This is a genomic window from Salimicrobium salexigens (assembly GCF_900156705.1).
In the GTDB taxonomy this organism is placed as follows: Bacteria; Bacillota; Bacilli; order Bacillales; family Halobacillaceae; genus Salimicrobium; species Salimicrobium album.
Genome location: NZ_FTOK01000007.1, coordinates 96,344 through 111,207, shown reverse-complemented (window position 1 = coordinate 111,207; position 14,864 = coordinate 96,344). Strand labels below are relative to the sequence as shown.

Here is a 14,864-nt window from a genome sequence, read left to right as displayed (position 1 = left end):
CTTTTCTTTTAATAATGCCGGGATTTGTACAGAGATATCGCTTCACTTCGGGTTTTTACTTTAAGTTTTTTGTACAGGGAGCTTATATAGTTTCGTACGGTTCCTTCCGACAAATAAAGGGTTTCGGCGATTTCTTTATTTTTCATTCCTTCGGCTAAACACGCAAGAACCTCATCTTCAGCTTCGGAGAGAGAGGAGAAAATATTATTGTGTTTAATGATCAGGGAACGGCGGAGGCCCGCTGCGGATTCGGCAGGGAAAATGAGCTTTCCTTTAGCACAGCCTTTTACGGTCAAAATGATGTTCTCGGCTTCCTTGTTTTTCAATAAAAAACCGTTCGCACCCTTTTTGAAAGCTTCAATAGCTAAATGATCGTCGTGGTAGGAGGAGAGGATGACGAAACTTGAACCGATACCCTCCGCTATAGCCTTTTGCATAACTTTCAAGCCATTCATACCGGGCATATCCCAGTCGATAAGGGCAACATCGGGAGCATATTGTTTCAATTGTTCCAGTGCTTCCGCTCCATCTTTCGCCACGGCCGTAACCTCCATATCTTTATCCGTAGACAAAATCGTGTGGAAACCATCGCGAATGACAGCATGATCGTCAGCAACCAGTATGCGAATCGGTTTCATACATACCTCTCCCTTTACTTTCTTTTTAGGTTTCAAGTGGAGCATGATAAAGTTCATTATGTCCTTGGCGGGACTTCACGGAAGAAAGGAAAGTATTTTCATTTAATTGTCACAATTTTTGTAATACCTAGTCATATTTTACCCTAAATAGGTTATATTTACTAGAAAAAACCATTATAATAAATACACTGAACGGAAGACTTGTGGGAGAGTCGTTTCTTCGTTCAGAAACGCTTCAGCTATTTTAACGGGAGAGTGGGAGTTTGACCTTTCTCAATATTCATCAGGGAAGGGTCTTTTTTTGGATTTTTTTACCACGCCCTGATGTTTGACACCGTTTGCAAGTGGATATAAAGTAAATGTATAAGTTAAAAAGTGTGACAGAAGTGGAGACCACACGACAATCGTTAAGTATACCTTAGATTGTCGTGTGTGTTTTTAACAACCGGAAAGGGGAAATCGTTTATGAAAAAAGTGATTAACAACCCTGAGGATGTAGTCAGGGAAATGCTTGAGGGGATGACGCTGGCTTACCCGGAACAGGTAAGAAACCTGGAGGATACGACGGTGCTCGTAAGAAAGGATGCACCGGTCGCAGGTAAGGTTGCAATTGTAAGCGGAGGGGGCAGTGGCCACGAGCCTGCGCACGCCGGTTATATTGGGCGCGGTATGCTTGATGCGGCAGTGGCAGGGGAAATGTTTACTTCTCCGACGCCGGATCAGGTGATAGAAGCAATACGTGCCGTAGATAGCGGGCAGGGCGTTTTTCTGGTCATCAAAAACTACACCGGTGACGTTATGAACTTTGAAATGGCAAGAGAGATGGCAGAAGCGGAAGGTATTTCTGTTGAGCAGGTAGTCGTCAATGATGACGTCGCTGTGGAGGACAGCTCTTTCACTACCGGTCGCCGGGGGATTGCAGGGACAGTTTTTGTCCATAAAATAGCCGGAGCTAAAGCAGCAGCCGGAGGATCTCTTAAAGAGGTGAAAGAAGCAGCTGAAAAAGTGGTAGCTAACACGAGATCCATGGGAGTCGCTCTGTCTCCGTGTACCATCCCTGGGGCAGGGAAACCTAATTTTCAACTGGAAGATGACGAGATGGAAGTAGGAATCGGTATACACGGCGAACCGGGGACGAAGCGGGAAAAGATTGCTCCTGCTGATGACATTGCCGAAGAACTGCTTCAAAAAGTTCTGGAAGACAGCGTTGATTTCGATAAATCGGAAGTAGCGGTCATGGTTAACGGTCTCGGAGCGACTCCAGAATCCGAACTGTTCATAGTAAACCGCTACGTACACAGTAAGCTGCGCGAGAAAAGCATAAACGTCACCCATACATTTGTCGGGGAATATATGACTTCCCTTGAAATGGCCGGTTTTTCCATAACACTGATGAAAGTCGATGAAGAAATAAAACAGTTGCTTGATGCAGAGGCAGTAGCCCCTGCGTTTCACAGATAGGAGGTTTTGAAATGATGGTAATGACAGCGGAACAGGCAGTAACGTGGGTGGAGAAAACGAACGCCCTTATACAATCGAATAAAGAGTATCTTACGGAACTGGACCAGGCTATCGGAGACGGTGATCACGGTCTGAACATGTCCCGGGGTTTCCAGGAAGCGGAAGCCAAAGTCAGCAGTTCAGAGTATGAAACGGTCGGAGGGGTGTTCAAGGATACCGCCACTGTCCTTATGTCAAAAATCGGGGGCGCATCCGGTCCCTTATACGGAACTGCTTTTCTGAAAATGTCCATGTTTCTGAGAGATAAGCCGTCCGTAACTCAGGCTGATTTTGCAGAGGCCGTGGAAGAAGCTCTGAATGGAATGAAACAGCGCGGGAAAGCGGAGCAGGGAGAAAAAACTATGATCGACGTATGGCATCCTGTTGCAGATTTCCTGAAGAACGGACAAAACGTCAACGCCGGGAAATTAGTGGAAGTAGCGGAACAGGCGATGGAAGGTACGAAGGATACGGTAGCCACAAAAGGAAGAGCCGCTTACCTGCAGGATCGTTCCAAAGGTCACATCGATCCCGGTTCCACTTCTTCCTTCTATTTATTCCAGGCACTGGCAGATGTTTGGGAGGAAGGAGAATAAACGATGGCGAATACAGGAATTGTACTGATTTCTCACAGTCCCAAAGTGGCCGAAGGTACCCGGGATATAATTGCGGAGGCAGTTAAGAATGTGAAGGTTGTGCCTGCCGGAGGCACCGAGGAAGGTGGTATCGGCACCAGCGCCCCTAAGATCCAGCAGGCTGTGGAAGAAGCGGATGATGGAAACGGCGTTCTGCTTTTGTATGACATCGGAAGTGCCGGTATGAATGCTGAAATGGCCGTAGAATTGACGGAGACAGAGAGATGCCACGTAGCGGAAGACATCCCCCTTGTGGAAGGCGGATATGTGGCGGCTGTTGAAGCAGGAATGGGTAAATCTGCAGAGGAGATAATAGCTTCCTTGCGGAAAAGCTTTCGCCTGGAATAAACAAAATCAAAACAGGCTCCATCCATTGATAATTTTTGGATGGAGCCTGTTTTTTTAATATGGAAAGCGGTGTCCGACGCAGTAAACTTATTTTCGGTGAAGAGCCTCCAGCTTAGCCCAGAACTTCTAAACGGGCGGTTCCGCTTTTCTTGATCCAGCTGCAGCGTCCAGAAATTCATGTCACAAGCAGCTCGGATCAGTGAAAGGAAAAGCCACCTTTCACGTGACCGGTCTGCTTATGCCCCCATTTCTGAACGGACGCTTTCGCTTTTCTTTGTGTCCAGCTCCGCCATTCAGAAGTCCGTAAGATAAGCCGGCCCTCCTGTTTCGGGCCAGAGCACCCGAAGCCCGGAGTACCTGCTTATCTTAGAACTTCTAAGCGAATGGCTCCGCTTTTCTTTTAGGCATGTTGCTGCAGGAATTGATACATTTCCTGTCCTTCGGCGTTCAGACGGGTGCCCGTGCCGTGACAGGCAGTGCAGTCGATTTCGTAGCTTGTTTCATTAAAAGCCTGGGCCCATACTTCCTCCGCCTGCTTATCCGTTACTTCGAAATAGTGGGCAGCAAGCATACTTGCCTTTCCGTCATCGTATTCGGTATATTTCCCGGAGCCTTCGCAGACCGGGCAAGTGTAGTATAGAGTGTGCAATTGTTGAGATGTCATAAAATCTCTCCTTTTTCGTCTCGAATTTAAGTTATAAATAAGATTTTACGAAATATTCTGATAAAATACAACTCAAATACGTACATTTTATTTTGAAAAAAAAGAAAAAAACTACATTTCTTCCTTAATTCCTTTCCGAACGAGCCACCAGTTAGCCGGATAGCTGGTGATAAACCCGAGAATCATGGCTATCTGCATCATGAACCAGTAGGTGGCTTCTGTAGGAACAGGGGGTTCCGTGAAAAGAAGATAGTGTACGATGGCCATCCATCCGAACATTCCGATCTCAAAGGCGATCAGAGATAGAGAGTCTGCTTTGACCGAGGCTTTCAGTGAGTCCATCGTCGTATTATTTTCACTCATAGGATGAATAGCTAAATACTGAAAAACAATTCCGAATCCATAAGCTAAAATAAATTCCACAGCGTAGTGAGCGAATAGGGTAGAGCCTGCAATCGCCGCTCCTGTGACGGCTACAATCGGAACTCCGACCGCATCCCCGAGAGTGCACCCGGCCGAGCAGTGACTGGTGGAGAGGAAAACTTTAGCTGCTTTTCCCCGCTCGTCTTTCCTTTCGTTATCTTTCGCTTTCAGACGGCCCCAGCGGTAATACGTCCATAAAGCGAATGGACCGAAGAACCATCCGTTGATAGGCCATACCACGTTCATAATTTTCATCATCTGCGGATGTCTGTATACATCGACAACAATGATCAATGAAGATAGCAACCCGATACCGAGGGCGATCCATGAGATTATTGTAAGCATAAATATTCCTCCTTGCTTTTTTTGGATATCCGTAGGCCGTATAATTTAAACGGTAGTAATATAACGTTATATTTTAAGGGAAAAGTGAGCAATTCATTTGAATAATATACCTATACGGGGTATTATATTAAGTGAAGGAGGGAGTTGTTATGGAAGAATTACCTGTACAGAGCGGTAAAGAACCTGTAACTCCACGTACGGAAGATGAAAAAGCGAAAGTATTGAATAGATTGAAACGGATCGAAGGGCAGGTACGCGGTATTCAGAAGATGGTAGAAGACGACAGATACTGTGTAGATATTCTTGTGCAGATATCTGCTATCGACAGTGCCCTGAACAAAGTCGGGCATTCTCTCATGGAACGCCATACGCATCACTGTGTAGCAGACGCCATTAAGAAAGGTGAGGGAGAAGAAGCCATAGATGAACTTATGAAAGTGATGAAACAGTTCGGGAAATAAGGAGGTGGAATGATGAGTGGAGAGAAACATGTAAATCTCGGAGTCACCGGGATGACGTGCGCTGCCTGTTCGACAAGAATTGAAAAGTCACTGAACAAAATGGAGGGTGTAAACGCCCAGGTGAACCTTCCTATGGAAAAGGCGAGTATCGACTACGATGCCTCAAATGTGAATATGGAGGATATTGAAGCACGTATTGAGAAACTTGGCTATGGAGTCGAAAAAGATACGGTAGAACTGGATATTAGCGGAATGACATGTGCCGCCTGTTCCAATCGTATCGAAAAAGTACTGAATAAGGCGGATGGTGTGGAAAATGCAACGGTCAACCTGGCTAATGAGACAGGGACAATCGAATATCGTCCGGGAGCTTTGTCCGTAGATGACATGATAGCTAAAATCAAAAAGCTGGGTTATGATGCAGCTCTGCGTGCTTCCGAAGAAGAGAAACAGTCCAATAAAGAAAAAGAAATAACGAAGCAGAAGCAGAAGCTTATCGTTTCAGGTCTTCTCTCGGCTCCGTTACTTTTGACTATGTTTGCTCATCTATTCGGTATGCAGCTTCCGGCTCTGCTGATGAACCCGTGGTTCCAGATGGCGCTTGCTACTCCGGTACAGTTCGTTATCGGGTGGACATTTTACCGGGGCGCTTATAACAACTTGCGCAATAAGTCAGCGAACATGGACGTTCTCGTAGCCCTCGGTACGAGCGCCGCTTATTTCTACAGTGTAGTGGAAGGAATACGTACCATCGGTAACCCGGGGTATGAGCCTCATCTGTATTTTGAAACGAGTGCCGTATTGATTACGCTTATTTTACTCGGTAAATATTTTGAAGCAATCGCCAAGGGAAGAACGACTCAGGCAATTTCCGGACTGCTGGAGCTGCAGGCAAAAGAAGCATCGGTCGTAAGAGACGGAGAAACGGTACAGGTTCCGGTGAACCAGGTGCAGGTGGACGACATCGTGCTCGTTCGTCCAGGAGAAAAAATACCCGTCGACGGTATCGTGGTCGAAGGGACGACTTCTGTAGACGAGTCCATGCTGACCGGAGAAGCGCTCCCGGTCGGTAAATCGGCAGGCGAAACGTTGACCGGTTCCACCATCAACAAAAATGGAACGGTCAAAATGAAGGCGAAAAAAGTCGGGGAAGACACGGCACTCGCCGGAATTATCCGGGTCGTCGAACAGGCACAGGGGTCCAAAGCTCCGATACAGCGGATGGCGGACGTGATTTCCGGTTATTTCGTCCCTATCGTTGTAGGGATTGCGGTCGTCGCTTTCGGGGTCTGGTTCGGTATCGTAGCTCCGGGAGATCTGCCGCTTGCGCTTGAAGCATCTATTGCAGTACTCGTTATCGCCTGTCCTTGTGCGCTCGGTCTTGCTACTCCTACCTCCATCATGGTAGGTACGGGGAAAGGCGCCGAGATGGGGATATTATACAAAGGCGGTGAGCATCTCGAATCGACACACAAACTGGATACGATCGTCTTTGATAAGACGGGTACGATTACGAAAGGCGAACCGGAAGTTACGGATATTGAGCTGGATGAAGAGGCGACTGAGTATCTCATCAGTGCTGAATCCTATTCCGAGCATCCGCTTGCTGAAGCGATTACTGCTTATCGGGAAGATATCGACAGGAAACCTGTAGAGAATTTTGAAGCGATTCCCGGGGCAGGTATCCGGGCGACCGTCGCCGGAAAGACAGTACGTGTGGGAACGAAGAAATGGATGGAAGAAGGTACTTTAGATTATGAAGAACAGGCAAACCGTTGGGAAGAAGAAGCAAAAACGGTTATGTTCGTAGAACTGGACGGCGATGTTCGAGGTATCATTGCAGTGGCCGACCAGGTGAAGCCGGAAGCGAAAAGCGCTCTGAAGAAACTGCACGATAAAAACATTCATCTTGTCATGCTGACGGGGGACAATGAAAAAACGGCTCAGGCCATCGCCCGTCAGGTAGGTATAGATACAGTTATCGCTGAAGTCGTTCCGGAAGAGAAAGCGTTTCACGTGGAACAATTGCAAAAAGAAGGAAGACATGTTGCAATGGTAGGAGACGGCATTAACGATGCTCCGGCACTTGCAGCAGCGGATATAGGAATAGCTATCGGCACCGGTACGGACGTTGCCATTGAAACAGCTGATCTGACTATCCTTGGAGGCGATCTGGAACTGCTTTCCAAAGCCGTCGATTTGAGTAACCTGACTATGCAGAATATTAGACAGAACCTGTTCTGGGCACTGTTTTATAACTCGGCAGGTATTCCGATTGCGGCTCTCGGCCTTCTGGCACCGTGGTTGGCAGGTGCGGCTATGGCTTTCAGTTCTGTCAGCGTAGTTTCCAACTCGCTGAGACTGAGAAGAAAGAAAGTCGCTTAATCATTTAAGACTTTAACTACTATCAAGGAGGTATAATCATGGAAAAAACATTGAACGTGGAAGGAATGACGTGCGGACATTGTGAATCTGCAGTTAAAGGGGCACTTGCTGAACTGGACGGTGTAAAGGAAGTTCAGGTATCCCTCGACACCGGAAAAGTGGACGTAACGTATGAAGAAGGAAAAGTTACGGATGAGCAGATGAAAGATGCTGTGGAAGAACAGGGTTATGACGTAAAATAATAGACAGAGCACCCCCGGGCGACTTCAAATCGCCCGGGGTTTTATATGAAAAGAAAAAAATCATTTACTTATATAATTATATGCTTATATAATAGAGTGGGGGTGGAGCTATGGTAAAAACACGATTGGAAATAGAAGAGGCGGTACCCGCTTTAAAACTCCTTGGGGATAAAACTCGTCTTACCATTCTAGGCATGCTGAAAAATGGGGAGTGCTGTGTCTGTGAGTTCACGGAAGTGCTTGAAATGAGTCAGCCCTCTGTAAGTCAGCATCTGCGCAAACTGCGTGATGCAAAGCTCGTGAAGGAAGACCGTCGGGGACAGTGGGTGTTCTATTCCCTGAATGAGAACTATGAAGCGTATGATCTTGTCCTGGGTGTCATTGGTTACGTCTCGGATCAATCGGAAAAGATTGCAGAACTTGAGAGGCAGGGAAAAAGAATTGAATGTAAATAGAGAAAGGATGACGATGTTTTGGCAATACTTGCAACAGCGATATTTCTTGCAACGCTGGTTCTCGTAATCTGGCAGCCGAAAAATCTCGGTATCGGATGGTCCGCCTGTGCCGGGGCGATAGTAGCCCTGATACTGGGAGTCGTAGATTTCGGTGATGTGCTGGATGTAACGGGAATCGTCTGGAATGCAACGCTTGCATTCGTAGCAGTTATACTTATATCTTTAATTTTGGATGAAATCGGTTTTTTCGAATGGGCAGCTTTACATATGGCCCGGATTGCCAAAGGGAACGGAAAGTTGATGTTTGTTTACGTAACGTTGCTCGGGGCAGTGGTAGCAGCTCTTTTTGCTAACGACGGGGCCGCGCTAATCCTTACCCCGATTGTACTGGCGATGGTGCGGAATCTGAATTTCAAAGAAGCGATGATTCTTCCCTTTATCATGGCCAGCGGCTTCATTGCCGATACGACTTCTCTTCCATTTATCGTAAGTAATCTGGTGAACATCGTATCTGCGGACTTTTTCGACATAGGGTTCGTCGAGTATGCGTCACGGATGGTTATACCGAATTTGTTCTCGCTGATTGCGAGTATAATCGTACTGTACGTGTTTTTCCGCAAAGATATGCCGGAGCATTATGATTTGAGTCAGCTGAAAGTTCCGAAAGAAGCGATTAGGGACCATGAGATGTTCCGTATGTCCTGGGGTGTCCTCGGTCTCCTGCTCATCGGGTATTTCATTAGTGAACCGTTCGGCATTCCGGTTTCCATCATTGCCGGCATCATCGCTGTCTTTTTCCTGCTGATGGCCCGAAGAAGCAGTGCTGTCGAGACGATGAATGTGGTCAAAGGAGCGCCGTGGGCTATCGTGTTTTTCTCTCTCGGCATGTATATCGTCGTATACGGACTCCGTAATGCAGGACTGACGGACATACTGGCCGGTGTTATCCAGACTGCGGCGAACCAGGGTATGTTCTCTGCTACGGTGTCGATGGGCTTCATTGCGGCGATTCTTTCCTCGGTGATGAACAATATGCCGACCGTTATGATCGATGCTTTGGCCATAGCGGAGACGAATACTTCGGGGGCAATTCGGGAATCTCTTATATACGCGAACGTTATCGGTTCCGACCTCGGTCCGAAAATTACTCCTATCGGGTCGCTGGCTACGCTTCTGTGGTTGCACGTACTGTCGATGAAGGGGTTCCGTATTTCCTGGGGATACTATTTCAAAGTAGGAATTGTTCTTACTGTACCTACCCTGTTCATTACGCTGGTCGGATTGTATCTATGGCTTACATTTATACTTTAGAAAGGAGAATGCGTTATGAGTAAACCGATAATCTACTTTTTATGTACGGGGAATTCCTGCCGCAGTCAGATGGCGGAGGGTTTCGGTGAAAAGTATCTGGGTGACAGGTATGAAGTGAAATCAGCAGGAATCGAAGCGCACGGGCTGAACCCGAAAGCTGTGGAGGCGATGGAGGAAAAAGGGATAGATATCAGCGGACAGTCGTCGGAAGTTATCGATGACGTCGTGTTGAACCGCGCCGTTTACGCAATTACGCTGTGCGGGGATGCGAACGACAAGTGCCCGATGACCCCTATTCAAGTTGTGCGCTACCATTGGGGATTCGATGATCCGGCACGTGCAGAAGGAACGGAAGAAGAGAAGTGGGAAGTCTTCCGCCGGGTACGTGACGAAATCGAAGAAAGAATAAAACGATTCGCCGACGAAGAAGCATAAAGAAAAGCGAAGCCATTCGCTTATAAGTTCTAAGATAACCAGGTATTCCAGACTTCGGGTGCTCTGGCCCGAAACAGGAGGGCCGGCTTACCTTACGGACTTCTGGAAGTTGCAGCTGGATCAAGAAAAGCGTAAGCGTCCGATTAGAAACAAGGGCATAAGCAGACCGGTCACGTGAAAGGCGGTTTTTCCTTCCACTGATCCGTGCTGCTTATGACATGAATTTCTGGACGCTGAAGCTGGATCAAGAAAAGCGTAACCCGCGTCTATGACCATGATTTAATGAATAACAGAGGCACCAGAACCGAAAACTGTCGTTCGGTTCTGGTGCCTCTGTTTGGTTTTATTGGGAACTTATTCTTTTTCAAAAGGCGGGTGCTGCTTGAATTTCTTATAAAAGTTCATAGTGGAAGCATATACGTAGAAGCGTCGTTTGGGGCTTTTTTCCACACTGAAGTTAAACATAGGGTTTATGGCTTTATTTTCCTTAAACATTCTCTTTATCGTCTTCTTGAGTTCGCTGTCTGCGATGTATTTCAACAAAAGCTTCTTGGGAACGACCGTATAAAGCTTTTCATTTTCCGCTTTCACAGGAGTGATCTCCCGTTTCTGCAGATGCTCTTCTACGTAATATTCTACAGGGTTGTGTCCTCCAACTGTCATATAATAGTTACTTCGTCCCAAACGGGGGTTCAGTTCGAAAAACTTATATTTTCCGTCTCTTTGGTCATACTTAATATCAAAGTTCGCAATTCCTGTGAAACCGGTATGTTCCACGATTTTCTTTGCATGTTCGACTACTTCGTCGTTACTGAACGTTCTTATAGCCAAAGGGTTCCCTCTGCCACCGGGTGTGTGGTCTTCCAGCAGCACCTGGCCATACGACGCCAACTTCGTTTCGCCATCCTGACCCACATACAAAGTCAATATCCTCATTGCTGAATCATCACCCGGTACATATTCCTGCAGGATGACACTTTTATGAAGACCGGCTTTTTTAAGTCTGGCAGTGACATCCTCAAGTTCCTCCCGGTTCTCGCATATGAATACTTTCTTCTTACCTTCGAAATCGGTGGATTCATACAGGGCCCGGTCGGTAGGCTTTATAACCACGGGGAAGGAAAAGTTCACATCGTCGCCCGGAGAGGCATCATCATTCAAATAGGTGTATTTCGGGTAAGGGACTCCTACTTTTTCACAAATATCGTAGAAACTTGTCTTATGGATTATTTTTTGAAGCGTCTGATTGTCCACATACGGAATAACCCAGTCATCGCCAAGTTTTCCATGGAAATCAACGATGGATTCAATATGCCAGTCGTTGCTTCCAATAAGTATTTTCGGCTGATCAGGGTACATGCTGCCGATTTTTTTCAATTTGGCGAGCAAAACATCTTCCTCTCCCATCGACTTTTCTGTCATAGGGACAATAATGGACGACTTGTCTATCGGTCCTGCAGTCTGTTTGGAAAGACTGATCGACTTTACATTATAGGCTTCGTGAAAGGAGCGGACGATACTGTACGTGCCGATATTCGCTCCGAGGACTACGGGGATAAATGGTTGTTGTTTGAGCATAATGGACTCCTTTTTCATTATTTTATAGATAAAAAGCCCGAACTGAAATAATAGTCCGGAAGCTCCTGTATAAACGGTTGGTAAGCCAAGAATTATTGTAACATCGTTTTCATTTACATTCTAGACAACTTTGCCCCTTTATGAAAACACTGGGTGCAGGAATTCAGGGGTAAGCAGGGTGCGCCTTTTCAATCTCTGATCAGCGGCAGGGTGCAGCAGCGGAAGGAACCGCCTGATTTAATGATTTCCGAAAAATCATGTTCGATAACGTGGAATCCGAGTGAACGTAATTCGTTGTTCATTCTTTCCTGGAAAGGGAGGCTGACTACGGTGCGGTTTCCGAGAGACAGGATGTTAGGTCCCATGTAAAACCGTTCGTTCTCTGTGACCGGTATCGTAACCGGATACCGGGTTTTAATTTTCCGGAGTCCCCCTTCTGAGAAAGCGGGAGGATAAACGATGGTAGTTTCCTGATCCAGGATGGAAAGGACACAGTCGAGGTGAAGTATGTCTTCTTCCAGCGGCAGGGGTTCGACCGAATAGCCGGGGAACCTCTTCTTCAAATCTTTCACTGCGTCGCTGGATGTACGTTTGGCACGTCCCACCCATATAACGTCCCCGTCTGTGAGAACGTCGCCTCCTTCAATGTGACCGTCCGGGGAACGTTCATAAGGGATGGAGTACATATCAAGCCATTCTTTCAGTCTTTCGGATTCGCCCTGACGTACGGGTTCTTCCATAGAAGCGAGGACCAGCCTTTCTCCGACAGCAAAAGCAACATCTCTTGTGAAAACCTGTTCGGGGAGATCCGGGAAAGCCGGTAACTCAAGGACTTCAACTCCGTTTTTTCGCAGTATATCCAGGAAACCGGCATGTTCACCGGCGGCACGTTCCCGGTTTATGTTCGAATTTTTATAGTGTTTTTGTGTTTCATTGATCGGTTCCGTTATTTTCATATAATCGGGCGGGGTGACAATCACTTTTTTTAAAGAGCCGTATTCGTTGGTACAGCTTACACGGGAGTGGGGTGCAGTTTCTTCCATAAGCTCTTCTCCTCCTGAGTTAAGGTACCTCTGTTTTCCCCCTCGGGCTTCCTGTCAAACGTTCAGACCTTTTTGACTGCGTAAGGCCGGGCTAACGTAAAGAAAGTAACGAGGCCGAGTGAGGAAGTCGAAAACAGAATGAGCCCCATAGGCACGGCTGTCGATTCATCCAGTCCGGCGAGCGGTGAAGCGGCAGCCCCGAACAGGAGAGGAAGCATGCCGAGTACGGCACTTGCACTCCCGGCCCGGTGCCCCTGTTTCTCCATAGCCAGGGTAAAAGTACTGGTAAGTACCATCCCCATGCAAGTCATATAAATGAAGATGGATATGACGAGAGTGGGCAGAGGTCCTTTCGTGATCGTCATGATCAGGAGAAAAAACGTCGCAGCCACAGCAGTAATGACGGCGGTCTGGAGCAGTTTCCGCTCGTGGATGATCCCTCCGAGACGTCCGATCAGAAAGCTCCCTGTAATAATGGCAAGCCCGTTAATTCCGAACAGGATACTGAACACTTGGGGACTCACTCCGTAGATCCCCTGATAAACGAACGGTGTACCCGATACGTAGGCGAAGCTTCCTCCGTGAACGAAGCCGATTGTGAGAGCGTAGCCGATGAAGGAGCGATCCACGAGCAGCCGCCCGATCGTTTTTACGGAAGCACCGACGGAACTCGGGATCCTTCTTTCTTTCGGGAGCGTCTCCGGCAGTTTCCACGTCACGGTAAATACGATAATCAGGCCGAGTAAGGAGAGAAAGTAAAAAATCGTGTGCCATGAAGAAAAAGGGAACCATAAAATCGCTCCGCCGGCCATCGGTGCAATCATCGGTGCTGTAGCATTGATGACCATCAGAAGAGCGAAAAATTTCGTCAGCTCCCTCCCGTCGAACACGTCACGGACGACAGCACGGGACAGGACGACTCCTGCGGAGGCCGTGAATCCCTGGAGAAATCTTGCGATGATGAGAATATAAATATTCGGAGCAAGCGCACAGAGCAGGGATGCGATAGCGAACAGAAACAGGAAAACTGTGAGCGGTCTTTTTCTGCCCGAAGCATCACTGATGGGGCCGACAACGATTTGACCTATCGCAAGTCCGATGAGGCAGGCGGTTAAGCTCAGCTGGACCATGGAAGCGGTCGTCGCGAGGTCCCGGGCGATTCCCGGGAAACTCGGTAAATACATATCTATATTGAGCGGCCCCATAATCCCCAGCATTCCAAGCAGAAGGGCCAGGCCGAAACGTTCCTTTCCGGTCGGATTATGTAACATGGATTGAACACCTCTTTTGTCGTTATATCCCTCCATTTTATACCTCTGTGTCACAATATGCTAACCCTTACCCATAAAAAAATGAATGTTTTTCTACCGAGGAGGGTATGGGGGAGTAGGAAGATTTATAGGAGGGGTCATTTATGACATATAAGACAGTTATACTCGGCACAGGACCTGCAGGACTTACAGCAGCGATTTACCTGGCCCGCGCGAATATGGAACCGCTGGTCATCGAAGGACCGGAACCGGGAGGGCAGCTTACCCTGACTACGGAAGTGGAGAACTACCCCGGTTTTGCGGACGGTATTATGGGTCCGCAGCTGATGGATGATATGAAGAAACAGGCCGAACGTTTCGGAGCCGAATTCAAAAGAGGATGGGTGGAAGAGGTGGATACTTCCGACCGCCCTTTCAAACTGAAAATCAACGGTATGGAGGATATTGAAACGAGAAGCCTGCTTATCTCTACCGGGGCCTCCGCCAAAATGCTCGGAATTCCCGGGGAGAAAGAGAACATAGGGAAAGGCGTAAGCACCTGCGCTACGTGTGACGGCTTCTTTTTCCGCGATAAGAAACTGGTTGTAGTCGGGGGCGGAGATTCCGCGATGGAAGAAGCGAACTTTTTGACGAAGTTTGCAAGGGAAGTGCAGATCGTCCACCGGCGCAACGAACTGAGAGCTTCCAAAATCATGCAGGACCGTGCCAAAGCCAACGAAAAAATAACGTGGGCACTTAATAAGTCACCGGTGGAAATGCAGTCGGACGGTCTGAAGATAAGTGGACTCAAAGTGCAGGATAACGATACAGGAGAAGAAGAAGTCATTGAAACGGACGGAGTATTCGTAGCTATCGGTCACAATCCGAATACGGAGTTCGTGAGAGGAAAACTGGACATGGATGAAAAAGGGTATCTGCTCGTGGATCCCGGAACGACCAATACGAACGTAGATGGTATATTCGCCTGCGGTGATGTGCAGGATGCGAAGTATCGTCAGGCGGTTACAGCTGCCGGTACAGGTTGCATGGCAGCGATGGACGCCGAACGTTTTCTGGAAGGCGAAGCAGTTATCGACTGGAGTCAGACTTTATCGTAAAATAAAAAACAGAGCACTGAACCGGTCCGGAGG

The 14,864-nt window shown here is 47.6% G+C and carries 16 protein-coding genes; 10 read left to right on the top strand and 6 right to left on the bottom strand.

All coding sequences use genetic code 11. The features are described from left to right. Positions 1-8: 8 nt before the first annotated feature. Positions 9-638, bottom strand: coding sequence for a response regulator (locus BW931_RS09975; RefSeq protein WP_076572001.1), 630 nt, complete (start codon positions 636-638; stop codon positions 9-11). A 465-nt stretch (positions 639-1,103) separates the two neighbouring features. Here BW931_RS09975 and dhaK point away from each other — a divergent pair, with 465 nt between their 5' ends. Genes dhaK through dhaM form a run of 3 tightly spaced genes read left to right on the top strand, consistent with a single transcriptional unit; the run spans position 1,104 to position 3,121 of the window. Beyond that, positions 1,104-2,099 (top strand): dihydroxyacetone kinase subunit DhaK, encoded by a 996-nt coding sequence (gene dhaK, locus BW931_RS09970; RefSeq protein ID WP_076571999.1) that lies wholly within the window; start codon positions 1,104-1,106, stop codon positions 2,097-2,099. 14 nt (positions 2,100-2,113) lie between these two features. Then, positions 2,114-2,734, top strand: a complete 621-nt coding sequence (dhaL, locus tag BW931_RS09965; protein WP_076572034.1) for a dihydroxyacetone kinase subunit DhaL — start codon at positions 2,114-2,116, stop codon at positions 2,732-2,734. A gap of 3 nt (positions 2,735-2,737) precedes the next feature. Continuing rightward, positions 2,738-3,121: a dihydroxyacetone kinase phosphoryl donor subunit DhaM gene (gene dhaM, locus BW931_RS09960; RefSeq protein WP_008591138.1), complete on the top strand. Its 384-nt coding sequence runs from the start codon at positions 2,738-2,740 to the stop codon at positions 3,119-3,121. Between the two features lie 400 nt (positions 3,122-3,521). Here dhaM and BW931_RS09955 read toward each other — a convergent pair whose 3' ends face one another. Both BW931_RS09955 and BW931_RS09950 read right to left on the bottom strand, forming a co-directional pair. Next, entirely contained in the window at positions 3,522-3,785 is a 264-nt protein-coding gene (locus tag BW931_RS09955; protein ID WP_008591140.1) for a hypothetical protein, read from the bottom strand. A 111-nt stretch (positions 3,786-3,896) separates the two neighbouring features. Continuing rightward, a complete protein-coding gene (locus BW931_RS09950; RefSeq protein WP_076571996.1) occupies positions 3,897-4,553 on the bottom strand; it encodes a DUF4396 domain-containing protein in 657 nt (218 codons plus the stop codon). A gap of 149 nt (positions 4,554-4,702) precedes the next feature. Here BW931_RS09950 and BW931_RS09945 point away from each other — a divergent pair, with 149 nt between their 5' ends. From BW931_RS09945 to arsC, 6 genes are all read left to right on the top strand, one after another. Next, positions 4,703-5,014 carry a metal-sensing transcriptional repressor gene (locus tag BW931_RS09945; protein WP_008591145.1) on the top strand — a complete coding sequence of 104 codons (312 nt, stop codon included), beginning with the start codon at positions 4,703-4,705 and terminating at the stop codon, positions 5,012-5,014. A 12-nt stretch (positions 5,015-5,026) separates the two neighbouring features. Continuing rightward, positions 5,027-7,399 carry a heavy metal translocating P-type ATPase gene (locus BW931_RS09940; protein WP_076571993.1) on the top strand — a complete coding sequence of 791 codons (2,373 nt, stop codon included), beginning with the start codon at positions 5,027-5,029 and terminating at the stop codon, positions 7,397-7,399. 38 nt (positions 7,400-7,437) lie between these two features. After that, the gene (gene copZ, locus BW931_RS09935) at positions 7,438-7,641 is read left to right on the top strand and encodes a copper chaperone CopZ (protein ID WP_008591150.1); all 204 of its coding nucleotides are present in this window, start codon (positions 7,438-7,440) and stop codon (positions 7,639-7,641) included. 110 nt (positions 7,642-7,751) lie between these two features. After that, positions 7,752-8,096, top strand: a complete 345-nt coding sequence (locus BW931_RS09930; RefSeq protein ID WP_076571991.1) for an ArsR/SmtB family transcription factor — start codon at positions 7,752-7,754, stop codon at positions 8,094-8,096. An 18-nt stretch (positions 8,097-8,114) separates the two neighbouring features. Beyond that, a complete protein-coding gene (locus BW931_RS09925; protein ID WP_076571989.1) occupies positions 8,115-9,407 on the top strand; it encodes an arsenic transporter in 1,293 nt (430 codons plus the stop codon). Between the two features lie 15 nt (positions 9,408-9,422). Then, complete coding sequence (gene arsC / locus BW931_RS09920) at positions 9,423-9,842, top strand: arsenate reductase (thioredoxin) (protein ID WP_076571987.1); 420 nt, start codon at positions 9,423-9,425, stop codon at positions 9,840-9,842. 354 nt (positions 9,843-10,196) lie between these two features. On the opposite strand, the gene BW931_RS09915 is transcribed toward arsC, so the two are convergent. The 3 genes from BW931_RS09915 to BW931_RS09905 all read right to left on the bottom strand — a co-directional run bounded on the left by BW931_RS09915 (position 10,197) and on the right by BW931_RS09905 (position 13,734). Beyond that, positions 10,197-11,420, bottom strand: coding sequence for a carboxylate--amine ligase (locus tag BW931_RS09915; RefSeq protein ID WP_076571984.1), 1,224 nt, complete (start codon positions 11,418-11,420; stop codon positions 10,197-10,199). Between the two features lie 188 nt (positions 11,421-11,608). Then, entirely contained in the window at positions 11,609-12,463 is an 855-nt protein-coding gene (locus BW931_RS09910) for a dimethylarginine dimethylaminohydrolase family protein (RefSeq protein ID WP_076571981.1), read from the bottom strand. 62 nt (positions 12,464-12,525) lie between these two features. After that, positions 12,526-13,734 carry a Bcr/CflA family efflux MFS transporter gene (locus BW931_RS09905; protein ID WP_076571979.1) on the bottom strand — a complete coding sequence of 403 codons (1,209 nt, stop codon included), beginning with the start codon at positions 13,732-13,734 and terminating at the stop codon, positions 12,526-12,528. A 143-nt stretch (positions 13,735-13,877) separates the two neighbouring features. On the opposite strand from BW931_RS09905, the gene trxB reads away from it, so the two are divergent. After that, on the top strand, positions 13,878-14,831 hold the full coding sequence (gene trxB, locus BW931_RS09900; protein ID WP_008591162.1) for a thioredoxin-disulfide reductase: 954 nt from the start codon (positions 13,878-13,880) through the stop codon (positions 14,829-14,831). Positions 14,832-14,864 lie beyond the last annotated feature (33 nt).